General features: G+C 59.2%; 20 protein-coding genes and 2 pseudogenes. 16 read left to right on the top strand and 6 right to left on the bottom strand.

All coding sequences use genetic code 11. The features are described from left to right. Positions 1 to 39: 39 nt before the first annotated feature. The 3 genes from sctE to HNQ71_RS32530 are packed head-to-tail and all read right to left on the bottom strand — an operon-like array spanning position 40 to position 2,375. Positions 40 to 1,056 (bottom strand): type III secretion system translocon subunit SseC family protein, encoded by a 1,017-nt coding sequence (sctE, locus tag HNQ71_RS32540; RefSeq protein ID WP_184878409.1) that lies wholly within the window; start codon positions 1,054 to 1,056, stop codon positions 40 to 42. Beyond that, on the bottom strand, positions 1,049 to 1,543 hold the full coding sequence (locus tag HNQ71_RS32535; RefSeq protein ID WP_184878393.1) for a SycD/LcrH family type III secretion system chaperone: 495 nt from the start codon (positions 1,541 to 1,543) through the stop codon (positions 1,049 to 1,051). Before HNQ71_RS32535 ends, sctE begins: the two co-directional genes overlap by 8 nt. Positions 1,544 to 1,589: 46 nt before the next feature. Then, complete coding sequence (locus tag HNQ71_RS32530) at positions 1,590 to 2,375, bottom strand: hypothetical protein (protein ID WP_184878375.1); 786 nt, start codon at positions 2,373 to 2,375, stop codon at positions 1,590 to 1,592. A gap of 941 nt (positions 2,376 to 3,316) precedes the next feature. Between HNQ71_RS32530 and sctI the strand changes: the two genes are divergently transcribed. The 7 genes from sctI (at position 3,317) to xopAG (ending at position 9,721) form a co-directional block, all read left to right on the top strand. After that, on the top strand, positions 3,317 to 3,724 hold the full coding sequence (sctI, locus tag HNQ71_RS32525; RefSeq protein ID WP_184878372.1) for a type III secretion system inner rod subunit SctI: 408 nt from the start codon (positions 3,317 to 3,319) through the stop codon (positions 3,722 to 3,724). Between the two features lie 19 nt (positions 3,725 to 3,743). Continuing rightward, positions 3,744 to 4,511, top strand: a complete 768-nt coding sequence (gene sctJ, locus HNQ71_RS32520) for a type III secretion system inner membrane ring lipoprotein SctJ (protein WP_184878368.1) — start codon at positions 3,744 to 3,746, stop codon at positions 4,509 to 4,511. A 12-nt stretch (positions 4,512 to 4,523) separates the two neighbouring features. Next, positions 4,524 to 5,231: a hypothetical protein gene (locus HNQ71_RS32515; protein ID WP_184878353.1), complete on the top strand. Its 708-nt coding sequence runs from the start codon at positions 4,524 to 4,526 to the stop codon at positions 5,229 to 5,231. After that, positions 5,210 to 5,863, top strand: coding sequence for a FliH/SctL family protein (locus HNQ71_RS32510; protein WP_184878350.1), 654 nt, complete (start codon positions 5,210 to 5,212; stop codon positions 5,861 to 5,863). Before HNQ71_RS32515 ends, HNQ71_RS32510 begins: the two co-directional genes overlap by 22 nt. 3 nt (positions 5,864 to 5,866) lie before the next feature. Beyond that, positions 5,867 to 7,237 (top strand): type III secretion system ATPase SctN, encoded by a 1,371-nt coding sequence (sctN, locus tag HNQ71_RS32505; protein ID WP_184878347.1) that lies wholly within the window; start codon positions 5,867 to 5,869, stop codon positions 7,235 to 7,237. After that, entirely contained in the window at positions 7,234 to 7,797 is a 564-nt protein-coding gene (sctO, locus tag HNQ71_RS32500) for a type III secretion system stalk subunit SctO (RefSeq protein WP_184878329.1), read from the top strand. The genes sctN and sctO overlap by 4 nt, the downstream gene beginning before the upstream one ends. A gap of 379 nt (positions 7,798 to 8,176) precedes the next feature. Further along, positions 8,177 to 9,721: a XopAG/AvrGf1 family type III secretion system effector gene (gene xopAG / locus HNQ71_RS32495; protein ID WP_210334136.1), complete on the top strand. Its 1,545-nt coding sequence runs from the start codon at positions 8,177 to 8,179 to the stop codon at positions 9,719 to 9,721. Between the two features lie 483 nt (positions 9,722 to 10,204). On the opposite strand, the gene HNQ71_RS35975 is transcribed toward xopAG, so the two are convergent. Further along, positions 10,205 to 10,396, bottom strand: coding sequence for an F-box protein (locus HNQ71_RS35975; protein WP_184878326.1), 192 nt, complete (start codon positions 10,394 to 10,396; stop codon positions 10,205 to 10,207). A 667-nt stretch (positions 10,397 to 11,063) separates the two neighbouring features. On the opposite strand from HNQ71_RS35975, the pseudogene HNQ71_RS35970 reads away from it, so the two are divergent. Together HNQ71_RS35970 and HNQ71_RS35965 are read left to right on the top strand one after the other, a co-directional pair. Beyond that, positions 11,064 to 11,357, top strand: a pseudogene (locus HNQ71_RS35970) (transposase); the annotation flags it as partial. A 103-nt stretch (positions 11,358 to 11,460) separates the two neighbouring features. Continuing rightward, a pseudogene (locus HNQ71_RS35965) lies at positions 11,461 to 11,703 on the top strand (ATP-binding protein); the annotation flags it as partial. On the opposite strand, the gene HNQ71_RS32480 reads toward HNQ71_RS35965, so the two are convergent. Then, a complete protein-coding gene (locus HNQ71_RS32480) occupies positions 11,697 to 13,568 on the bottom strand; it encodes an F-box protein (protein ID WP_184878320.1) in 1,872 nt (623 codons plus the stop codon). The pseudogene HNQ71_RS35965 and the gene HNQ71_RS32480 overlap by 7 nt on opposite strands. Positions 13,569 to 14,029: 461 nt before the next feature. Beyond that, a protein-coding gene (locus HNQ71_RS32475) for an IS5 family transposase (RefSeq protein ID WP_246462319.1) occupies positions 14,030 to 14,853 on the bottom strand; the annotation gives its coding sequence in 2 pieces (ribosomal slippage) (positions 14,030 to 14,254 and positions 14,257 to 14,853; 822 coding nt in all). A 193-nt stretch (positions 14,854 to 15,046) separates the two neighbouring features. Between HNQ71_RS32475 and HNQ71_RS32470 the strand changes: the two genes are divergently transcribed. From HNQ71_RS32470 to HNQ71_RS32440, 7 genes are all read left to right on the top strand, one after another. Next, on the top strand, positions 15,047 to 15,253 hold the full coding sequence (locus HNQ71_RS32470) for a hypothetical protein (RefSeq protein ID WP_184878317.1): 207 nt from the start codon (positions 15,047 to 15,049) through the stop codon (positions 15,251 to 15,253). A gap of 335 nt (positions 15,254 to 15,588) precedes the next feature. Further along, entirely contained in the window at positions 15,589 to 16,746 is a 1,158-nt protein-coding gene (locus HNQ71_RS32465) for a LysR substrate-binding domain-containing protein (protein ID WP_184878315.1), read from the top strand. Positions 16,747 to 18,652: 1,906 nt separating this feature from the next. Then, complete coding sequence (gene sctQ / locus HNQ71_RS32460) at positions 18,653 to 19,642, top strand: type III secretion system cytoplasmic ring protein SctQ (protein ID WP_184878310.1); 990 nt, start codon at positions 18,653 to 18,655, stop codon at positions 19,640 to 19,642. After that, positions 19,639 to 20,301 carry a type III secretion system export apparatus subunit SctR gene (gene sctR, locus HNQ71_RS32455; protein WP_184878290.1) on the top strand — a complete coding sequence of 221 codons (663 nt, stop codon included), beginning with the start codon at positions 19,639 to 19,641 and terminating at the stop codon, positions 20,299 to 20,301. Before sctQ ends, sctR begins: the two co-directional genes overlap by 4 nt. Continuing rightward, positions 20,301 to 20,564, top strand: a complete 264-nt coding sequence (gene sctS / locus HNQ71_RS32450; RefSeq protein ID WP_184878273.1) for a type III secretion system export apparatus subunit SctS — start codon at positions 20,301 to 20,303, stop codon at positions 20,562 to 20,564. The genes sctR and sctS overlap by 1 nt, the downstream gene beginning before the upstream one ends. 103 nt (positions 20,565 to 20,667) lie before the next feature. Further along, positions 20,668 to 21,465 (top strand): type III secretion system export apparatus subunit SctT, encoded by a 798-nt coding sequence (sctT, locus tag HNQ71_RS32445; RefSeq protein WP_184878257.1) that lies wholly within the window; start codon positions 20,668 to 20,670, stop codon positions 21,463 to 21,465. Further along, positions 21,462 to 22,241 carry an EscU/YscU/HrcU family type III secretion system export apparatus switch protein gene (locus HNQ71_RS32440; protein WP_184878239.1) on the top strand — a complete coding sequence of 260 codons (780 nt, stop codon included), beginning with the start codon at positions 21,462 to 21,464 and terminating at the stop codon, positions 22,239 to 22,241. The genes sctT and HNQ71_RS32440 overlap by 4 nt, the downstream gene beginning before the upstream one ends. The last annotated feature ends 404 nt before the right edge of the window (positions 22,242 to 22,645 follow it).

The raw sequence follows: 22,645 nt of genomic DNA, 5'->3' as shown, positions 1-22,645 counted from the left end.
CCTAGCGTTCTGGTAGGCCTGGACAGCTATGATCGCTCGTCAGCCGAAATGCCGTATGACGGTTGACGCGGATCGACTCTGCTCCTCGATGGCATCGACAACACTTTGCGTCATGGTCTTGATGCCGAGGACCAATTCCTGGATGCGCGCCATTTCGTCCTCTTGAAGCTGGGCCAGCTTGGCAAGGAATTTCCTGATATCCAGCGTTTCCGCCCGGACGTCCGTCGCCTGCTTCTTGATGATTCCGCTAGCGGTCCCTGCGCAGAACTCAGCTATCGAAGCAGTACCTTCGCCCGCCCGAGCCACCATCGCAAGGCGCTGACTTGCCGCAGCAATCTTCGCCACCTTATCGCCCTGGCTTGTGATCTTCGTGGCAATGCTCGTCACCGCATTCCACCCACCAGACACGGCACCGGCACCCAAGCTTGCCAGCGAAGAAGCAAGGATGATGAAACCCGTAATGACAGTGGCCCAAATCTCGGCCTGACCCTGCGCCATTCCAAGGTCTTCGATCAGGCTCTTCGCAATGGCCTGCGTCATCTTTTCCATGACCCCCGTCTCGGTCAGGGTCCCCACGGCCACTGCCACTGCTGCAGCCGACAAGGCGAAGATCCCGCCGGTGACCACTGCCACTACCACCGACAGCGCGACCGCAATCCATCCAAATATCCTCATGGCGCTCGAACTCTTCTTCGCTTCCCTCAACTTCTCCGCCGCGTCGATAATCTTTCGGGCGATTTTCTCGTTCTGCTGCCGCTGCAGTTCACCTCGGTGCCGCACATCCTCCATACCAGCGGAAGTCTGGGCGTCGGCCATCTTCACCTTGAGGGCTAGAAACTTCGCGGCCAGTTCCATCGCATCAAAGGCCCGTGGTGGCGGCAGCATTGGCGCCGCATTCGACGCCGGAGCACCGACAAACACTGGCGGCAGCGCAAGTTCAGCGCCCGATTTGCTGAAACCAACCGAAAAATTGCTGGTGGGTGCCTCGATCTGAGTTAGCACCCTGGCTTTAAGTCGCATTCCAACGATCGGTTCCGTTATGCTCACATTATGCATCGCAGGCTCCTTTACACGCTGCTTCGGACCTGAGCTGGCGCAGCATCAGCGACGCGCGCTGAGCGAAAGCCTTATGCTCGGGCTTTCCACCGCTAAGCTCCAATACGCTTTCAAGCGCGCTCACAGCAGCTGCCCGCTGATCGAGCTTGATGAGGCATTTCGCAGCGTGAAGCGGGATCTGCGGATCCTCCCCGTTCAGCAGCGCAGCCAGTCCATATGCACGCACGGCATTTGCTGAATCGCCCGACATTTGACTGGCAGCACCGAAGCCGACCCAAAATCTTGGGTCCATGTACCGGTGCATGCATAGAAAACGAAAGAAGATCAGCGCCTCGCCATATCTACCAGAAGAATAGAATCGATGGCCGAGCGCGTAGACTGCCTCGAGTTCGTCATCCGTCATCCCAATGACAGCGGCCAAATCCGTGCGCCCTGCGATGATCTCTTCGGTAAGCCGCGCCAGCCGTCCGGCCTCAGCAATGTCCACTGCGCCACCGCCCCCTACTAGCTCCTCTACCTTCTGCATCACCGCCTTAGACCCTTTGCCGCATCGGTTTGACGCGCGGCGCACGTACTGGCTGCTGATTGGACGTGAGAGTCATGCTATCCCTCAGAACCGCCTGCCGCTGACATGTGTAAGCTTGCCGAAAACTCTCGTCTTGAGCCTCAACAAATGCGGAAATGACATCGCCGGTCGTGGCATATTCGCCCAAGAGCTCAGCTTGCCGATCAAGCTGTTCCCGACCTTTTCTCAAGAAGCTCTCCACCTGCGCGATCGTTTGCCGCGCACTCACCATCGCTCCATCGAGATCTTTGCCACCCATACGTCCACCCGTGGAATCGCAAGCGTTGCTCCAATGTACATCGCGCTCGCGCGCGAAGTTTTGATCCTTGGAGAGCAGCGACTGGTTGATGCTACGATCGCGCCGGCAGATTCCATTCCAATAGATCGCCGCATCGCAGAATGACACCATTTGTTCCCTTACAACCGCCCGATCGCCATCGATGTGATCAATGTCAGCCCACAGCAGCAGAGCACCGCCTTGATCGGCGCAGAGCGCCACCTGGACAGAAACACAGTAGAGCAGGTTCTCTCCGAGCAATTCACGGATCTCCAGTTCATTGTCCGGCACTGTCTTTGCAATCCTGCTGGTTAATCGCACGGATCGTACGCCCGTCACCTCAAGGACGATCCCAACATCGTCGACGGTCAGCTCAACGCGCACCACGCCCACGGACGAGGCGAAAAAACGATCTGAACTCTTCAACAAGTGCCCCAAGGCCACTGACATGACATGCTCTGTCGATGTTGGCGTCACGCCCGCGTTCCTTTTCTTCCTCAAGGCGAGAACAATCCCACAGCGACTTGATGGCGTTTGCGCCCCGGGTCTCAGACCGATAAGTCGCCATGGATGCGCCAGTATATTCATTATCTGAAGGTGCACGGAACGAGAAATATTATAGCAATATGTATACATAAGAATGTGCGATGGTATCGAAAACGACCAGCCAAGATGAATACGAACCACCTCTCCCGTTCAGTGCCATATGAAGAAACTATGGATGCATATTCACTTTGTATTTGTGCCGAGAGTTCTACAGAACAACATTGGCAGGAGAGAAATATGACGTCTTCCTGCGTGCCATCCAGTCGGCAAAAATCCTTCCCGAAGTGGCTGCCGGCGTGAGGATTAGCCGTCCCGGGTGCAAGTTAAGGATGAAACGAATGCCGTCGTCGCGGGAGCGATTTGAAGAGGCTGCAGGCGGGTTGGAATCGGTCCGTATGGTCACCGGAGGATGACGCGCGACTTGGCCAGAGAAGGGAAATTCGATATACGATGTCTCGTTCGTGTACATCTGTGCCACCGGAGAGTCGCACTGAAAAGGGGCTTGGCTTACGGCGCAATCTTGCCGAAACGGCATTCTTGGCTTGCATTTCGAACGACGTGGTGCGGGCCAGGCGGATTGCGAAAGGACTTAACGCTCTTGCGCCGGGCAGTAGGGAGTCCGTTATCGCTTACGCCGTTGCGGATCTGACGGCAGGAGATATCGAGGCAGCCCTGGAGCAACTCCGTCCGCTTTCGGAAACCAACGACGCATATGGGTTGGCGTTCAGCGCGCTGGCTCTCCATCTTGCCGGACGGCTCAGCGAGCGCGATGCCGTACTCAGGCGGGTTCCGGGCGGAGATTCCGATGTCGATGGACTCGTCGCCGCTTTTAGCAAGAACTCGATCGGACGTGCTGTAAAGAGGGACATCTAATGAGCGTGAACAGCATCAACCCACCGGCGCTGACGTCCGTTTTGCCATCGGACACTGCATTCGTATCGGAAATATCGACCGATTTGCGCGCCGAATTCAATCGGCCCGAATTTTCACCACAGCACGACAGGTCAGCGACCGTCGACCAGTCGACCGAGGTGGCGCGCGGATCTGGCGTCGCCCGCACACCGGGAGACGCCATCCTCAGCAGCATGGAGAAGCTAAGCGCCAACTTTACCCACGCCATCGAAGCCGCTCGTAGCACAGCGGGTATGGAAGAAATCGACTCAGGCGATTGGCTGAGCGCACAGCTCGCGATGTCGGCTTTGTCCCTACAGTGCGACATACTGGCCAAGGTGGTCGGCAAAGCGACGCAAAGCCTGGATACTTTCCTGAAAAACCAATGATCTACGCTGGTGGACGGGTGTGACGTTCGTGTTGAAGTGGCTGGCGACACTTCTCTTGTTGTTGACGCTGGGGAGCTGCGAATCGAAGCTCGAGCTGTACCGCAATCTTCCGGCGCACGAAGCAAACGAAATGCTCGCACTGCTCATGAGTCAAAGCATCTATGCCGAAAAAACGACGGACAACAGCGGCGCTGCCTCGTTGTCAGTAGATATTAAGGATGTTCCCACTGCCATGGAAGTGTTGAACGGCGCTGGACTGCCTCACGACCTCTACGCCGATATGGGCAGTCTTTTCAAGAAAGAAGGCATGATCTCATCGCCAACAGAAGAGCGTGTGCGCTACATCTATGGCATCACACAGGAGCTATCGCGGACATTGTCTATCTTTGATGGCGTGCTCAATGCCCGGGTCCATGTGGTGTTGTCACCCGAAGAGACGAGTGATGGTCGACACCCGTCCTTCCCGTCGAGCGCTGCCGTGCTCGTCCGTTACGCGCCCGGCACTACCGTCGATCAGATGATACCAAAAATAAAGGAGCTCGTCGCAAACAGCTTGGAAGCCCTATCCTATGAAAGGGTCTCCGTCGTGCTCGTAGAGGCAAGCCCGAATAAGCCTTTATTGCGTTCCGTCGATAGAACAGCCGTCGTCACGACAGAAGACAGCGGCGCAGCCCATCTAGTGATCGGCCTTGTATGCGGCATAGCGGTATTGCTAATCGGCAATGGCGTCCTCGGGTTCCTGCTATGGCGTCGCCTCCGTCAGACATCCGCCCTAGCGGCTCAATGAGATTAACCGAAATTGAGCAATTCAGCAGTGATCGCCGGGAGAACAGCAGTGTCGGATGAATGGGTTGAAGCACCGTGGGCGAGAGCCGTGATGTGCTGCATTGCCGATCCTGCCGCTGATCTCGATTTCACAATGGCGCATGGTTGGCCCGAATGGATGCCGCTCGATACCGCTCACACGGACCCGTTCATTCGTGTTAAGCTTGGGCACTGGCTCCTTCGTGGACAAGTTGATGAACCGTCCGCCATCATTTCCGCGGGCGCCGCGCGACGAAGCCGGCTCGCGTTCCTCCCCGCGCCGGACGCCGTGCGCCTCATGCGCCTGGCCGGCGCCTGGGTGGGTGCATTCGGCCTTACCGGACTTCTTCGGACGACCGATATCGCAGCGGTTCGCGCGGCCCTCGGTGAAGAAGCCGTCGCATTCGCCTCGCAAGCTGCACTAATGCCGCGACCGACTGCCGAACTGATGTCAGCGCTCGGTGCTTCTGACATTCCGTCCGCGCCCAGCGCATTGCTTCAATGCGGCGCGGCGATGTTCGGTCTGGCGATTGGCGGCATTCCGCAAATGCTGCGGGCTCGGCTGGGCTTGCGCCGTCCCGCGCCGATCTGGGCGGCAGTGGTGGACGCCTGTCGTGACGACAATGCTAACGAGGACGCATTTCATGCGATGCGGCGCCTGGTCCGTAAGAGGATGCCAACATGGTCGCATTGGTTCAGCTGACACCTGCATCGGCCGGTATCCTCGGCCCTGGGCGAATCTTGCCGGCCGGGAGCGCACAGGCACTGGTGGACGCCGAGCAAGTGCTTATGCAGGCGCGGCGCGAAGCCTGCGCGCTCATCGATGCCGCGCGCGCATCCGCTCGAGCGATCGAGGCGCAGGCCAAAGAGGCTGGCTTGGCTGCGGCAAAAGCGGCGATCGAAGCCCGTTTGACGGCGATCGCCACGGAGTCTGTGCGCATTATGGCGCAAAATGAGGAGCAGATCATCGATATGGGCCTGCAGATCGCGCGCCGGATCATCGACACCGTCGAGCCTGTCGAAGCGGCGGTCCAGATCGCTTTGCGCGGTCTGAAATTCGGGGGCCACAGCTCCCTCGTCCGGCTACGCGTGGCACCGTCTCTCCTTGAGGCAGTCCGCAACCGGTTAGACGATATCCTCCCGACGGCGACATCGCGCGCCGTAGTCGACCTGATTGGCGACGCGCGCGTAAATGATGCCGGATGCATTCTCGAGACCGATGCCGGACTGGTCGACGCCACGATCGAGAGCCAGCTTGCCGCGATCGAAAGTGGCATGCGTAACGGCCTATCAGGCTCTGCAAAGCCAGACAATTGTAATGTTCCAAAAGCATAAGAGATGTCCGAGCCAGCCGAGCCGACGAACGTAGTTATTCCCCCTGAGCACGAGGAAATCGATCGTTTCTTCCAGCTTGCGAAAAGAGCAGTTGCGCAGGCGCCGACAATGCACGTCCGCGGCCGTGTCCTCCAGATCATCGGGACGGTGATCCGTGCCATGGCGCCGGGCGCCCGCATTGGTGACCTTTGCACTCTCCGCAATCCCGAGAACGACTTCGAACTGTCGGCGGAAGTCGTCGGCGTCCAGGGCGATGTCGCCATTCTGACACCGCTCGGGGAAATGCAGGGCCTCTCCACGCTCACTGAAGTGATCCCAATTGGAAAGCCCCTCATGGTACCGACCGGTTGGAACCTGCTCGGGCGCGTCCTCGACGGTTTCGGCCGACCTTTGGACGCATCCACCAAGGGGCCCTTGCTTCCGGAAGCCCGGCTGCCTGTATACAGGGACGCACCGGATCCCTTAACCCGTCGTATCATCGACAAGGTTCTTCCTGTCGGCATACGGGCGATCGATGGTCTTCTAACGTGCGGCGAGGGACAGCGCATGGGCATTTTTGCCGCTTCAGGCGGGGGCAAGAGCACCCTGATGGCGATGCTGGTGCGTGGCGCAGCGGTCGACGTGACCGTGATAGCGCTGATCGGCGAGCGTGGCCGGGAGGTGCAGGAGTTGATCGAACACAATCTCGGCGCAAAAGCGCGATCGAGAGCGGTTCTTGTCGTTGCCTGTTCCGACCGCTCTGCAACGGAGCGGGCCAAGGCGGCCTATGTCGCTACCGCGATCGCCGAATGGTATCGCGACCAAGGACAGCGTGTGCTGCTTCTCATGGATTCGGTGACCCGTTTCGCGCGTGCGCTGAGGGAGATTGGTCTTGCGGCCGGTGAGCCGCCGACACGGCGTGGTTTCCCGCCATCAGTTTTTGCTTCACTGCCGCGGCTTATGGAACGCGCTGGGAACAACCACCGGGGATCCATAACGGCCTTTTACACCGTGCTCGTGGAGGGCGATGATATGGCCGAACCGGTGACCGATGAAACCCGATCCGTCCTTGATGGTCATATCGTGCTCTCACGCGCCCTGGCGATTTCGAATCAGTATCCCGCTATCGACATTCTGGCGAGTGTCAGCCGCGTCATGAGCGCTATCGTGTCGTCGGACCACGAGCGGTTGGCGGGCAGGCTGCGGCAGCTAATGGCCAAATACCAGGAGGTGGAGCTGTTGGTACGCGTTGGCGAGTACAGGAAAGGAGCCGATCCGCTCGCCGATGCAGCGATCACCAAAATAGAGCGCATACGAACCTTCTTGCGGCAGTCCACAAAGGAGCAGATCGGCTTCGCTGCAACGCTCGATGCGCTTGCCGCGTGTCTGGCATGATTCCCAGAGCCGTACATCGCCTTCTCGAATTGAAGAAAATGCGGCGCGGCCGCGCCGAAGATGCGCTGCGCCTGAGCCATGCGACCCTCGACAATGCTGTCGCGGCTGTCGGAACCGCCTTGGCGGACCTTCGTAGATGGCGCGAAGACCTTCCCGGTCGCGAAGCCGCGCTGTACGACCCTTTGATCGGGGAAGCCGCCGCTCTCATTGATCTTGACGAGGTGAACGCGAAGATGATCTCGCTGCGTCAACACGAACAGCTGCTCCAAAAGCGCCTCGAACAGGCTAGGGCACAAACCGACTTAGCTCGGCAGGCACGTGAGGAGGCGTACGGCATGGCGCGTGAGGCATGGCGCGAGGTTAGCAAATTCGAGGGTCTCGTTCGAGCCTTGCGCACCAACGCCACCCTCGAGGAAGAGCGCTCAGCGGATTTGGAATTAGAGGATTTCGTCCAGAGGCGGAATAATTTGGGCAAGGAGCAAGGCGATATTCTGGTAACCTGTTTCCCCAAGATTCTGCTCCGATACCGCCATGCGGTGAAAGATCGGATGAGGTCGTGATTGCCGCATCCACAACGCCCGCCATTTCCGGGATGGCGGCGGGCCGGAGTATTGGTCAGATCCGGCAGTCTCGCTCTAAGGCCGCAGCACGATGGATAACGGCCCTATCGTTGGGGGTGGCTGGCTCCACGGCAGGCAACAGGCCGGACGTCCTCATCGGTGCAATAGCCAGCCAGGGGCAACCACCTGCCCAGCCGTACCGCCCCGAGGTAAGCTGTCCATGCAATCCGGAAGGCGCTGATGCCCGGAATGGCTCCTGAAGCTGCATCATGGGCATTGATAGAGGAGCGGTGAGATGCGAATTGGGAATAACCACCTTAACGGCCTTTCGGCGTTAGACCGGCGGGTCGTTGAGGGACTGGTAGAGGCCCCGAGTGCAATGACTGCGTTCCACGAAGCGGTTCATTCACTTGCTGTGTTTCGTTCCCGGAATACGGAAACCTCACCTGCGAGGAATCAGGCACCGTCGAAGGGTGGGGATGGAAAGCACGATGGGGCGGCGGCGGAAGGCGGAACGAGCGACGGATCAATCCTTTTCGCGCGCGCGGTGAAGTACGGCTTGTGCCTCGCAGGCGCGGGCTGGGCCTACGATAGAATCGCCAACGACTTTCCCCTTTCCACCACCTCTCTGCATGATGGGAGAAAGGGCTTCACCAGCAACGAACGGCTTAGGACCGCCCAGGCGAAGGCGAGGGAGTACTACACACGCTATCACGCCGCCAGCCCCGAAGCTCAGCGTTTGAATGGGCATCCTCTCATTCCAATCCGCGCTTTCGGGGACAACCAGTTCGTAACTATGATCGACTACCGGGCGGCGACCCGCGTGCACGTCGCGCGCTTGGCGGATTCTACCCAGGCGCGCCGGGCACTCATTCTGAACCTAGCCTGCATGAAGGGCCATCTTGTGAAGGACGAGTGCGTGGCCAAGTACAGGCCGCCTCAGGTGCCGAAAGATTCGGACCTGACGAAGAGCCCGCTATACGATAAAAAGAACAAGTACGCGCTGACGGGTGTGCTCAATGAGGATACCAACGCCTATGGCTACACCTCGAGATCGGCCACTCAGCCTTTCGTGAACAAGGGCGCGCAGCACCTCCAGGATGCCTTTCAAAGCGAAAAGGGCCTAACTTTCAAGCAATGCACCGAGACGCTCGAGGGGCTGCTCGACAAGAATTGCACGCTTAGCGAAGAGGCCCAGTTCGCGGCCGGCCAGACCATCCTAAACTTCAGGCAGGTCTACGCTGCGCAAGCGCACTGGGGAAATGCCGAGAAGGTCGTGATGAAGACCCTCGCCGAGCACGGTTTTCTGTCACTGGCGGAAACTGAGAAGTTGGACGCGTCTCTGATGTTCGAGGATCCGTATAAAAGCCAGCTGAAGCGCAACACCAGCCTGATGGGGCCGTGGCTGCACAAACTCGACACCGGGCTTCAGGAGATGCATTCAGCTTACGATCCCGCGGTGGTCGAGGACCTGAACCACCGGGACATCGCAGAGATGAAAAATTTGCCCATTGCTCACTTCAAATTGAATGAGAAGGGCAACGGATTCGAGGATTGCTCAGGCCTTGGCGATTCATTCACGTGCGCCAACGCCATCGCCTGCATCAACCATGCGCGCTTGATGAGCGGACAGCAACGGCTCTCAAAGGAAGAGGTCATTGTAGTCATATCGTGCCTCAACGCGGTGTACGACGACACGAGTTCGATCCGGCATACGCTCCATGAGGTAGCGCGTGGCTGCTTCGCGGGCGCTGGGTACGCGATCGAGGATGCAGATGCGTTCTACTCGGATGTCTGTCTGAAGGCGGCGGAAGAGTATTATGGTGGCAGGAATCTAAGTATGATCTCATTCCTCAGGCCTAATCAGCCCAGGCGGATCCGGGCGCACGAGTCGGCAGGAAGCTTAGCCAAAAAAAGGCCGTGATGTAGGTCGCGTTGCCTCAACTGCGGCGCGACAATGAAGCTGGGAGCGCGCCCTCACGTTGATTGCCGCGCCGCAAGTACACGTCGGTCAGTGAGATACGGCGCGATCCTTTGGCGAGGCACTCCGAACAACAACCAGAAGGCCTTGAAGATTGGCAGGCAGCAGCGCACTTTCATCGTAAGCGGGACCTTTCGGGCTTGGTCGCTATCTGTGAGGTTGCCGGTTCTGCATTGGGATCGGAGATCGGCTTGTGTCTGGACTTCACCTTACGCTTATCTTGGGCTACCAGCGATGGCTCGCCGTTCATCGAGGCCTGTCCGATCGGTCGATCTCGCGACAGGGCCGTATGATCAAGCGCTTGCTGTTCGCCCTTGGCGAAGACCCACAGGCGTACAGCGCCACCACCATCCGTGCGGCAGTCCGCGCCGAGGCGGCGCGGTGCTCTCCCAGCCACGTCAGGACAATGACGAGCGATCTCCGAGGTTATCTCGCTTCCTCGCCGCGTCCGGCCTGTGCCGCCCTTTCACGCCTTGCTTGAAGCGTCGCGATTTCCGTAATGGCGTTGCTCATCTGTTGATGTGTCTGCGACATCCTCAGCAGATCGGTCGGGCTGAGCCGCTCGGCAATCTGACCTAGTAGCTCCGGGGGCAGATCAGGGACACTGATGTGCTGCATGCTGAGAGAGGAGGAAGAGCTTGACGCTTCAGGCTCAGAGCGCGTCTGCTCCACCACAGAACGGGATGATTGTCCGGGTCCTTCAACCCCAACAGCCCCTCGGGCGGGAGAATCGTCCGTAATATCACCTTCGATAAGCGCTAAATGTCGACATGGGCGCCTTGCCGCGCTAGTCAATGCCCCTCATAGTTCACCCCCTATGTGGAGTCCCCTCGGGCCGGACAGGATGGTTTTCAGTAATTGACCGGATAGCCGGGCTTTCAGGGGATGAAGGCCCATGGCAAAGCACCGAACCCACAGCGTCGAGTTCAAGCGGCAGGTTTCGCAGGAGTATTTCGGCGGCGAGACCCTGATGCCCTCTCGAAGCGCCACGACATCTCATGCAATCTGATCCGGATATGGATCGAGAAGTTTCAGGCGGGCGCTCTCGATGATGATGCGGCAGCGGCCGATCTTCTCCAGGCTTATGAGCCGATATCACATACGTCACCGTCGTCGGCGGTTTTGCCTATGTTGCCGTTGTCCTGGATGCCTGGTCGCGGCGGGTTGTCGGATACGCCATCAGCCGCTCGATCGACGCGCGGCTGGAAAACACCTGCCGAAGTCCTCGACCAGTTCCTTGGGGGACAGTATGATGCCGGTGTTGCGACGACCGGTTGAATCCGCCCAATATGCCGCCACAGCCTATCGCGATCACCTTGCCGCCCACGGCCTGGTCGGTTCCATGGGCCGGCGCGGCAATACCTACGACAACGCAAAGGCGGAAAGCTTCATGAAGACGCTCAAAGTCGAGGCCGTCTATCCAATGGCCTTCGAGACGTGCGAAAATGTCATCGAACACCTTCCGCATTTCTTTGACGAGGTCAACAACCGCCGACGGCTTCACTCAGCACTCGGCTATCTCAGTCCAATGCAATTCGAGGATCAACACACCCGGCAGACGGTCAAATCAGCGGCCTGACTCTGTCCGGCCCGAGGGGCCCACTCCAATGGGACCGACAAACTGAATGAGATCATCGTGATTGTCGCGCAGCCGCTATCGGTGATCATCAAGGATCTGGCCGCCGAAACTGTTGATCATCGACGAACTCGGCTATCTCCCGTTCGAAGCCAATGCGGCTCATCTGTCTTCCAGCTGGTGTAGCGCATGAGCGGGGATAGTGGTGGCAACCGCGATTCCTTGATCGTCTGCTTCATCATTCGACAGTGATTAACAGGTGACAGCTGCCACGTCGCAAAAGCGTCGTTCCGGCCTATTGCAGAATGCCGGAACGACGCTCGAGACCAACGAAACCGCAGATCAATGAGAGGGGGGGTCAAATCTCCCGTTTCCCGAGGGGTCAAATTCCCAGCTCGCCCTCGCCCGGGGCGGCCTAGGCAATAGGGCTGCCAAGGCGCGAGCCCGATACTCCGGTTGGGCAAGTCCGCCGGCAAGAGCAGTGATGCGCCGTTGTAGCTCGGGCTCCAGCCCTGCCATGCCTACTCCGAAGCCCTGCAGGGCGAAGATGCGAGGCCACGGCTGATCGAGCCCTTCTGCCAGGACGACGAGACGCTGCTGAAGCTCGGGCGCAAGCCCTCCCAGACCCGCTCCAAGGCCCCTCAGTGCCGAGCCGCGATGCACGGCGTCTTCAAGTCCCTCGGCGAGGACGACGAGACGTTCCTGGAGCTCTGGCGGAAGCCCCGCCACACCCGCTCCGAGGCCCCTTAGGGCCGACGCGCGGTCCGAGGGCCTACCGGGTGCCTCGGCAAGGACGACGAGACGCTCCTGCAGGGCGGGCGCAACCCCTGCCACACCCGCTGCGAGCCCCTCCACCACTGAGGCGCGCTCACCGGGGTCAAGTCCCTCGGCAAGGACGACGAGACGCTCCTGGAGCCCCGGCGCAATCCCTGCCAGCCCCGCTCGAAAGCCCTTTAGGGCCAAGAGGCAATTAGCGGGGTCGTCAAGTCCCTCGGCGAGGGCGACGAGACGCGGTTGGAGTGCAGGGTCAAGTTCTGCTACGCGTGCTCCGAACCCCAATAGGACCGAGACGCTATACTGGGGACCAAGTCCCTCGGCGAGGACGACGAGACGCTGCTGGAGGGCGGGGACAAGCCCTCCCAGACCCGCTCCGAAGCCCCATAGGGCTGGGACGAGATGTTCGGGCCCGAGCCTCTCGGCCAGGACCACGAGACGCTGCTGAAGCTCGGGCGCAAGCCCTCCCATGCCTCCTCCGAAGCCCCATAGGGCCGCGGCGCACTGCTTGGGCTCAAGTCCCTCAGCAATGAGGAGGAGACGCTGCTGCAGGGCGTGGTCAAGCTTTGCCACACCCGCTCCGAGGCCCTGTAGGGCCCTGGCGCGCCCAGAGGACTCAAGTCCCTCAGCAAGGACGACGAGACGCTGCTGGAGCTCGGGCACAAGCCCTCCCACGCACATTCCGAGGCCCCAAAGGGCCCAGGGACTATAGGGCTGGTCGAGGCCCTCCACCAGCGCGACGAGACGCTGCTGGAGGGTGGCCGCAAGCCCTGACGCACCCGGTCCGAGGCCCCATAGGGCCGAAGCGCGATCCCAGGGCTGGTCAAGCCCCTCGGCTAGCGCGACGAGACGCTGCTGGAGCTCGGGCGCAAGCTCTCCCACGCCTATCGCGAAGGCTCGGAGGGCAAAGGAGCGATCCCAGGGGTCGCCAAGGCCCTCGGCTAGCGCGACGAGGCCCTCCTGCTGGTCCCAGGTGAGGTAATTGAAGTTGGGCGCGAGTGATTGGATCACGCCACCATATAGAAGCGGGGCAAGGCGATTCTCGACGCCAACGCGCCCTTCCGTCAACCTTCTCCAGATGGCCTGAACCCGGATAGCCCTTTCACGCCTTGCTTGAAGCGTCGCGATTTCCGTAATGGCGTTGCTCATCTGTTGATGTGTCTGCGACATCCTCAGCAGATCGGTCGGGCTGAGCCGCTCGGCAATCTGACCGAGTAGCTCCGGGGGCAGATCAGGGACACTGATGTGCTGCATGCTGAGAGAGGAGGAAGAGCTTGACGCTTCAGGCTCAGAGCGCGTCTGCTCCACCACAGAACGGGATGATTGTCCGGGTCCTTCAACTCCAACAGCCGCTCGGGCGGGAGAATCGTCCGTAATATCACCTTCGATAGCGCTAAATGTCGACATGGGCGCCTTGCCGCGCTCGTCAATGCCCCTCATAATTCACCCCCTATGGACCGACAAACGCAGCCGCTATCGGCAATCGAAGGGCCGGATCAAAAAAGCCGCCAGTTCCAGCCGGCCCCGAACAATTCAACATTCTGTCGGTTGTGCACTGTGGTGGCGAATTTCAAACCGCTAGAAGCAACCTGCATTTTGCATCAGCCTTATGTGTAGGATCGTTTTCATCAATCAGATGGTTCCGAGCAAAAGACGTGCCGAGCATCCGGACTTATCTGCTATGCTGATTTCGGCACTGGCCACGGCTGCGATCCTGCGGCGTTGCGCCCTGCGCCGTTTGGGAGCTTGGTTCAAGTTGGATTCCGGATCTGAATTCTGGATGTGGCATCCATTTTCGACGTCATTATCGTCCGTTGCTCCATCTCCGCTCGATCCGGCATGCGCGGCAAGCGTGACGGGACCAGATAGTGGCCTTTGCCTCTTAGAGACCGTTTTGAAATTCACGGATGAGCGTTTCGCCGGATGAGATTGCCGCCCATTGCGACAAGGATCATGGCGTGAGAGACGTCGATGCGCTGCTCGTAGTCGCGCACGAGGCGGCGCCATCTTGTCATCCAGCCGAAGGTCCGCTCGACGACCCAGCGGCGGGGCAGGATCTGGAATCCCTTCTGGTCGTCGGATCGACGGATGATCTCGACCACGAAGTCGAGATAGGTGGCTTTGTCCATGAGCTTAGCCGGTCATAGGCGCCGTCGGCGAACAGATGCTTCACCCAGGGCCAGCGCTTGCGGATACCATCCAGGATCGCCTGAGCGCCGGCACTGTCGGAGATATCGGCGGTGGTGAGGTTGACCATCAACAGCCGCCCATCCGTATCAACGACGATGTGTCGCTTGCGGCCGACAATCTTCTTGCCGGCGTCGTAACCCCTTGTTTCAGCTTGCGGAGCCTTGACCGACTGGCTGTCGATCACGCCAGCCGTGGGACTGGCCTCGCGCCCGGCTCGCTCGCGATCCAGCATCAGCGCTACGTCGTGGATGGTCTGGAACAGAAAGCGCCGCGCCAACTCGCGGAACCAGCCGTAGACCGTCTGCCAGGGTCCAAAATGGATCGGCAGCATCCGCCAATCGCAACCGGAGCGGACCAGGTAGCGCACGGCGTTGACCACCTCCCGGAAATCAACCTCACGAGGACGGCCGCGATGCCCAGGCTTGGGCATCAGCGGTGCGAACCGCTCCCAGTCCTCGTCCGTCAAATCAGACGGGTAGCGCTTGATCTTCTTGGCAATTAGGGCCATCCGGCCACGGCTCTGCTCTGTCCACATCCACAGCTTGAATCATAACCCAGCCTCAGACGGAACCCATAGCCAGCCGATTTTCAAAACGGTCTCTTAGGCGATCGAGGCTGCCGCGGAGATCGGGCTGCGAACAGCGTCAGAGCCTCTTTCGCGGGGAAACGTTCTTAGGCCTGCCGCGCCGCTTCACATCTGGCATCTATTCCTTCGCTCGAAAGCAGACATGCCGAATGTCAACAATCCGCCAATCTGTTGGGAAGGCAACCAGCGCCCGCCGAAAGAAGGCGTATGTACCGCTGCGCAAAGTGGCCTGGTTATTGCGCTGTGCTTTATCGCAGCACGAAAAAGCTGGTTGCAGGGTTCCAGTTCACAATGCGGCATCGTGAGTGAATACTTCGCCTACGACGTTCCGCCTGGCTTCCTGCGGTAGGTGCTGTCCGTAAACTTCGAAGAGAGGCGTGATTATGAAATCAGCATTGAGTCAGAACTCAACCAAGATCCTTATCCTGAGTTCCTCTAGAGGCCCTAATGGGCCAGCGCTCCTCTGTAGCCAGACTGGCGGAATTAGAACCCTCTGATCGTGATCGGACGCGCTCTGCCGGGGTATCGGTGCAAGTCGAGGAAGTACGAGTTCGGTGTCCCCAATAGAAGACGAAGAGCGGCGGCCGCTCTGTCGCTGCGGGATTCGAATGCGCGTCTTTCCGACGGTTTTGACCAGTAGGGGCCCAGCGGCGAGACGAGTCGGCGGCGCAAAAAGCGCATGCAATGAGGATTTCACTCTTCATGCGCGCGCTTGAGCGCGGCGATATTCTTATTGCGAAGTACGTTGCCCCGCGGGATCGCAACCCGCGGCTCGCTCGCGATTCAGAACCCATCAATATCAGGGCAGAATGGGGTCACCTCGGCCCAATTGAAACCATGGTTGGTGCTGCCGCTGCCACAGCGGCTACAGAAGTAATCTTATTCTCTTCAACCTTGTCAAGGGCTATCCTCATGCAACTACGCCACCTCCGATATTTCGTAAGTATCGTCGATGCAGGGAGCTTCTGCCGGGCAGCGGCCACCATTCATGTGGCCCAGCCAGCCCTCAGCCAACAGATCGCTGGCCTTGAAGCCACGCTCGGCGCAACTCTGTTGCATCGGAGCGCACGCGGCGTTTGCCCGACCCAAGTGGGCAAGATCTTCTATCGGGAGGCCGTCTCCATCTTGCAGCGGATAGAGCAACTGCGAGGCATCGTTCGCTCCACGGAGGGAGAGCCAGAAGGTTCGGTGGGGCTCGGCCTTTCTTCGTCGCTCGCTGTCTCCCTCGCTGGCCCTTTAGCGGGCGCCTGCAGGACAGCACTCCCCAAAGTGACCCTGCGCTTGGTGACCGGTGACTTTCTACGCATTAGGTCGCTCATCGAATCGCACGCGCTTGACGTTTGCCTGGTCTTCGAGGACACACCCACCCATGGTGTTTCCCGCAAGCCGCTGTTCCGCCAGCGCCTCTATCTAATCCGGCCTGCCAACGCGGAAAATGTGGCGCCCTCAGTGTCCCTCGAGGAGCTGGCGGGAGTTCCTCTCGTGCTGCCAGCGCAGCCGCATACGATACGTGTCGCACTGGATCGGGCATTTGGAGCGGCCGGAGTGATACCGAACTGCGTCGCAGAGGCCGACACGTTCTGCAGCGTGCTCTCATTAGTCACAGCCGGCGTAGCAAGCGCGATCGTTCCCAAGGGGGATTTCTCGGACGTTCCAGGCTACGAAGCTCTGAGGCCTGTCGTCATCGATCCACCGATTCATCTGACGGCATGCCTCATCTCATCCGCCCACATGCCGCTCACCTCCGCCGCCGATGCGGCAAGTGCCTTGCTCGGCGCGCAACTAGAAAAGCACCTTAGCGAAGCGCGCCCCCTCGAATGGGAGCGCGTCGAAACTCAGTAATTGTCCACAGGCGAATACTACAGGCGGTATGTCTTTGGACGACTATCTTTATGGATCGAGCGATTGCGCCACAAACTAACCGCCCTTGTGAGAGCAATGCGCTGTGAGCGCTGCCCTATTTGGCCTTCCGTGGTAGCCGCCCGTAATGCAAAAGGCTTCTGACCCTCATCGTGTGATCGAGTGCGGTCTTCTGTCAGGCGCTTATGCCGCACACACTTAAAAATGATCTATTTGGCGATTAGCTTTGGGTCGAAGTGCCGGTGCGATTGCGCGGACCGAAACCGTCATCTTCGGCGTGCCTGTCAGAACCGGCCCTTCGAAGCCCCGCGGCGATTGATGGCGCCGCCAGATTTCATCCTCGATGCTCGCCAAGCTTGGCGTGCAGAATGCGCTGCGAAGCGCGTTCTTCAGGTCGTCGCGTGGCGCGTCCTTGACGAACGTCTCATTGGGATCGCAGGCGGGAAGCAGTTGGTCCGGAAGTTCCTTGTCCGTAGGCGTTGGATAGCTCTCTCCTTCATGACCTCAGGCACAGAATTCCTGACAGTCCTCGACAGGCGATCCCGAAGGTCTGCAGGTGCATCGGGCCGCAGCAATCGCGTCGGGGAAACAGCCATCGCGCGCCTTGGTCAACGGCCGGTAGACGCGCAAAATCTGCAGCAGTGCAGCGACAGCTCACATAGCGGTGCTTGCCGCCCTTGCCCGGTCGATGCGAATGAAATCCGGCTGCCATTAATGTCCATCACCCGCGGAGGCGCAGGCCCGGGGCGTAAGCCCACCGCATAAGTGGTCATTAGAGCGACCCGGTTGCTCGTCCCATTCACGGCCTGCAGAAGCCGACCACCTCATCGGCGCTCGGTATGACGGCAACCTGCGCGGAGTCCGGGCGTGGCGATCCGCTCAGGCAGATCAGATCCACGCCTTAGAAGAAACGCAAGGCGCAAACGGTCTGGTTCAACGCGCCCCACGAGCCCCGCGCCCTCCAAGTGGACCTGATAGGCGCGCACCGGGAAGGGACTCTGAGGCGACTCGTTTGCGAAGAAACATCGCCCAGGCAGGCCAGACGCTTCTGCCGTGCTTTGAATACCTGGAGACGATTTCTGGGGTACCACTTCCTGTTAAGAGCACCCAGGAATGGATGTATATCAGATCTCATTCATAAGAAGGGCAGATGATCCAATATCGACATGGTATTTGCTTCTGGCCCGCGTTGAGTGGATGGAATGTAAACGACCGTTCGACGATCGAGCGGATGCCCCCTTCCCGGCGAGTGACTGATTTCGGGATATCCGTCGCCGTGACGCGGAATGATCATTGGACCCCGAATGACTTGCATCGACAGCCTGTCCGAACCGATCGAGTCCATTGCGACGGTCGTCCGCATCGTTAGTCATCGAGCTGATGCGAGGCTGCTCGCTAGTAGGTATGCTGCGTTGGCGGCCGTCACGAAGAGTGACTGTTCCCCCCACCTGCGGCTAGGGGATGCACACATCTCGAAAACCACTGTCGAAACAAGTACTTGGCGGATTCGTCCAGATGTTGCAGTGCCAAGATGCGGCGAGCCCGGAAATATCCAGCATTTCCAAGGGCATGGTTTGCGGATCGCGACTCGGCAGCCGGTCGAGCGAAGATGAGATGTGTGAATGGCCTAGCCACCTGCGGGGCGGGCTACCGCGCCGGTGCCCGCACCTGGGACGTCGAGCGGTGCTCGCAAACGCTCCAGGAGCGGAATTTGCAAAGGTGTGGGTCATTGGACGACGCCCCGGCAAGGGTCTCGGCAGCCACGAGCTTGAGCGCAAGAACGCAGGGACGAGGTGCCGACTCGTCAAAAAAAGTTCCATTCCTTCGCGGCCCAACCGACGGTCTCGTGGGCTCCAGCCAGTTTTTCACTAGGTAGCCGAGAGGGCACGTGATCGATCTGCCTTGCTATAGTTCACGAGAGGCCGCCGCCATTTCGCGTCTTGCAACCCGGTTGCCGGCCGCTTTCAGCCTCGCTGGCATCGACGTGGCAGCCGTCATGACCGATTCGACACCTCTGCGTGTCCCGGCGGATTGCCGCCGGTTTTTGGCACGCCTACACGGCCACAATATCCGCATCGCGATCGACTCGACTCTCCTTCCGCCCATGGCGGTTACACATTGGCCAGACATCACGACGCTGCCACTGGATTCCGGCTTGCGGGAAATCCTGTTCGACATCGTTCTACGCGATGTAGCGATCCAGGTGGAACGATGGTGCGGTCAGCGGCCCATCTGGTCTTCGTCCGAGATCGCCGAAGTGCTCCCCTACGCAATTGGGCTTGTTCGCTTGGACGGTCCGGACAAACTCCTCGGACTAGTAGAATTCGATGCCGACGGACTCGACTGGATCACCGGCTGCTGCTGCGATGGGCTGCCGGTCGTGTGCGCACTCCTCGACGATCTAGCGTTGTCTCTGGATCTAAGAGTCGCTCGTGTGAGCCTTAGCTTGGCGGAACTACAGGCACTTGCGCCGGGCGACGTCATCCTGCTCGACGCCTCACCGGTCGCTCGTGACGGCGCGATGACCGTTCTACTGTGCCTCTCTGGCAATCCAGGATTTCGCGCCTCGATCATGGATGGCCGCCTTACAGTCCTCTCAGCGGTGGACCACATGATGGGTATATCAGACTCTCTCCCTTCGGAAACCTTCGACAGCATCGACCTACTGGTCGATGTCGAGGTCGGACGCCTGACCATGTCGCTCAAGCAGCTTCGTGAACTCGCTGTGGGCCAGATATTGGATCTCGGCTTCGACGCCACGACCAATATCACTTTGCGAGTCAATGGCCAGGTAATCGCTGCGGGCGAGTTGGTGCGCATCGCCGATCGGACAGGTGTGCGTGTCGCAGACCTGCGCCTACAACGCGCCGAGTCATGAACACCGGGTTGCCTGATCCCGCTGCGATGATCGCCTTGATCGGCGCGATCGCAGTGGTCCCGTTCCTTGCGATCACCGTTACGTCGTACGTCAAGCTCGTGGTCGTGTTCGGTCTGATCCGAAATGCTCTCGGCGTCCAGAACATCCCGCCGAACATGGCGATGAATGCGGTCGCGATCCTGCTGTCTGTATATATCATGCAGCCAGCGGCCAAGAACGCATATGAAGCAGTACGGCACAAGGAGATCGTGTTCGAAGATCTCCGTGGACTCGGCGAAACGATACCGCTTGCTGTGGAGCCCTTTCGCAATTTTCTCATGAAGAACACGTCCCAACAGGAGCGACATTTCTTCGCCAATGCAACCCGTGAATTATGGAGCGAAGGGGACGCCGCTGCGGTGACCGATAGCGATATAATGATTTTGATCCCTGCATTCATCACATCCGAGCTGGCGGACGCGTTCAGGATAGGTTTCCTGCTGTTCCTGCCTTTCATCGTCATCGATCTCCTGATTTCGAATATCCTTCTGGCGATGGGTATGATGATGGTTTCGCCGATGACGATCTCGCTGCCCTTCAAGCTGTTCTTGTTCGTCGCTGTGAACGGATGGCAGCGCCTGATTCACGGTCTGGTCTTGTCTTATGCGGGACCATCGTGATGAGTCCCGCCACTTTGGCCAACATCGCCGTCGACGCGCTGAAACTGACTCTCATTCTGTCGATGCCAACGATCGTCGTCGCGACGGCGGTTGGGCTGGTCGTCAGCTTGGTGCAGGCCCTAACCCAAGTTAATGAGCAGACACTTCCATTCGCGGTGAAATTGATATGCGTGAGCCTAGTTTTACTGACAACCGGCGGCTGGATGGGTGGGGAGCTCTACCAGTATACTCTGAACGTCTTCGACAATATCGGAGTGATGTAAGTGCAATGGCGCGAGAATATGCCCCGCCGGCCTGTCATCTCTCGCAGCAACTATGCGAGCGATCCCAGCGAGGCACTCTCGACCATCTTATCTGGTCCGTCTCATGTCGCCACTTGATCCGTCTCTCTTGCATACTGCCCTTGTCGTCTTTGCGCTCGCGACGACGCGTACCACGGGCATGATGCTGATTATACCTATTCTGGGGCGCGGCATTGTGACCGGACTGGCGCGCAACGGCGCGGTCGCGGCATTGAGCTTCCCGGTGATTGCCCATGCTTGGGCAACTAGGCCTGCCAACCTCGATACCTGGGATCTGAAGCTGATCATGGGCCTAGGGCTGAAGGAACTCTTGCTTGGGCTGGTACTCGGCATGCCAATTGCGGTGACCATCTGGGGTGTTGAGGCGGCGGGCACCTTCATTGACAACCAGAGGGGCGCCGCGATGGCGAGCCTCTTGAATCCGGCGAGCGGCAATCAGGTCTCGCCGCTTGGAACGCTGTTCGCCCAGTTCTTCGTCACATGGCTGTTTGCCACTGGCGGCTTCTCCGCATTGATCGAAGCGCTCTACCGCTCCCATGACGTCTGGCCCCTTTGGAGCTTGCAGCCTGCATTCGGTCCGGCATTCCCCACGGGGGTTCTGCATCTCGCAGATGTCGTAATGCAACTGACTTTACTTCTCGCCGGTCCAGCCATCGTTGCCATGCTCCTCAGCGAACTGGCTGTGGCACTGATCGGCCGCTTCGCACCGCAATTGCAGGTCTTCTTTATCGCCATGTCGGTCAAGAGTGCGGTGGCCCTCTTGGTCTTGGTCCTTTCGCTCATGATCGTTCTGGCCGAGGCCGATCAACGCGTGCCAACACAAGCCGCGATATTCAACCTCATCGGCAAGTGGTTGTCATGAGCGGCGAAAAGACCGAAAAGCCTACTCCCAAAAGGCTGCGCGACCTGCGCAGGAAGGGGCAGGTGGGGCGCAGCAATGAAGTCGTGTCCGCAGCACTGACAATCGCATTCTTCGCTCTGTTCTTCGCCTCCTTGTCCGGCATGATAGACCGGCTTGAGGCGATGATCCTGTTGCCTATACCGCTCCTCGAAGGCGACCTCCTGAGCGTCACTCAAAAGCTGCTGCAGTCCTATTTTGCCGAACTACAACGTATGCTCGCGCCCTTTATCGGCATCGTTCTGGTGATCGGCGTGGGCGCCAACGTCTTGCAGAATGGCCCGATGTTCACGCTCAAGGCGGCCGCCCCGGCGCTGACGAAGCTCAGCCCCAGGGAGAACGTCAAAAGGATCGTTTCGCTGGGGAATCTCATTGAATTGGGCAAATCGATCGGAAAGATCTTGGTACTCGGCTCGGTTCTGCTGCTCGTGCTGCGCGACGGTATGCATGCGCTCGTCTGGACGCCGAGTTGCGGGATATCCTGCCTAAGCGCAGTGACAGGCAACCTGTTGCTCAGTATCGCCATCTATACGGCATTGAGTTTTCTCACGGTGGCAATTGCGGACTTTGCGTTCCAGCGTCGGCAATTCACGAAGAAAAACATGATGTCGAAGGACGAGGCGAAGCGAGATTACAAGGAGAGCAACGGTGACCCCCTGGTCATAGCAAAACGCAAACATCTCCATAGGGAGTTGCTCACAAAAGCCATTATCCACCGGTCGCGCAGGGGACCGTCTTGACCACCAATCCCACGTATGTTGCGTGGCGATTCATTACCATCGGAAACGTACGCCCGTCCCCGTGACTGGTGCCATCGGTACCGATCTAGCGCAGCAGATGATCGAGGCTGTTGGCTACCATTATGCCGGTGATGCAAAACAATCCGCTGGCGCACGTGCTGCTGATTGACGGTCCAGTAGACGAACATAGTGCGTCACCGCTACCCGCTCCTGTTGCACAAGTTCTTTCGGACGCTCGGTAAGGGACACCATGTCCCTGCGATCGGTCGTGTTATTCAATGTTCCAACTGACCTAAGATGCAATATTTCGTATCCATCCGGCGTGTCGCGCCTTGTTCGGGTGATGAACGAGTGGTCTTAAGCGTGCTCTTATGAGCGCACTTAGGAGCAGTTGATGGGTCAGA

The sequence above is a fragment of the Mesorhizobium sangaii genome, from assembly GCF_014207355.1.
GTDB classification, from domain to species: Bacteria; Pseudomonadota; Alphaproteobacteria; order Rhizobiales; family Rhizobiaceae; genus Mesorhizobium; species Mesorhizobium sangaii.
This window is presented reverse-complemented; position numbering and strand designations above follow the sequence as displayed.

Coding starts and splice junctions, on each gene's coding strand:
- sctE (WP_184878409.1), bottom strand. CDS start 1,056: ATGCATAATGTGAGCATAACGGAACCGATCGTTGGAATGCGACTTAAA.
- sctI (WP_184878372.1), top strand. CDS start 3,317: ATGAGCGTGAACAGCATCAACCCACCGGCGCTGACGTCCGTTTTGCCA.
- HNQ71_RS32510 (WP_184878350.1), top strand. CDS start 5,210: ATGGTCGCATTGGTTCAGCTGACACCTGCATCGGCCGGTATCCTCGGC.
- sctN (WP_184878347.1), top strand. CDS start 5,867: ATGTCCGAGCCAGCCGAGCCGACGAACGTAGTTATTCCCCCTGAGCAC.
- sctO (WP_184878329.1), top strand. CDS start 7,234: ATGATTCCCAGAGCCGTACATCGCCTTCTCGAATTGAAGAAAATGCGG.
- xopAG (WP_210334136.1), top strand. CDS start 8,177: ATGACTGCGTTCCACGAAGCGGTTCATTCACTTGCTGTGTTTCGTTCC.
- HNQ71_RS35975 (WP_184878326.1), bottom strand. CDS start 10,396: ATGCAGCACATCAGTGTCCCTGATCTGCCCCCGGAGCTACTAGGTCAG.
- HNQ71_RS32480 (WP_184878320.1), bottom strand. CDS start 13,568: ATGAGGGGCATTGACGAGCGCGGCAAGGCGCCCATGTCGACATTTAGC.
- HNQ71_RS32470 (WP_184878317.1), top strand. CDS start 15,047: ATGCCGAATGTCAACAATCCGCCAATCTGTTGGGAAGGCAACCAGCGC.
- HNQ71_RS32465 (WP_184878315.1), top strand. CDS start 15,589: ATGAGGATTTCACTCTTCATGCGCGCGCTTGAGCGCGGCGATATTCTT.
- sctR (WP_184878290.1), top strand. CDS start 19,639: ATGAACACCGGGTTGCCTGATCCCGCTGCGATGATCGCCTTGATCGGC.
- sctS (WP_184878273.1), top strand. CDS start 20,301: ATGAGTCCCGCCACTTTGGCCAACATCGCCGTCGACGCGCTGAAACTG.
- sctT (WP_184878257.1), top strand. CDS start 20,668: ATGTCGCCACTTGATCCGTCTCTCTTGCATACTGCCCTTGTCGTCTTT.
- HNQ71_RS32440 (WP_184878239.1), top strand. CDS start 21,462: ATGAGCGGCGAAAAGACCGAAAAGCCTACTCCCAAAAGGCTGCGCGAC.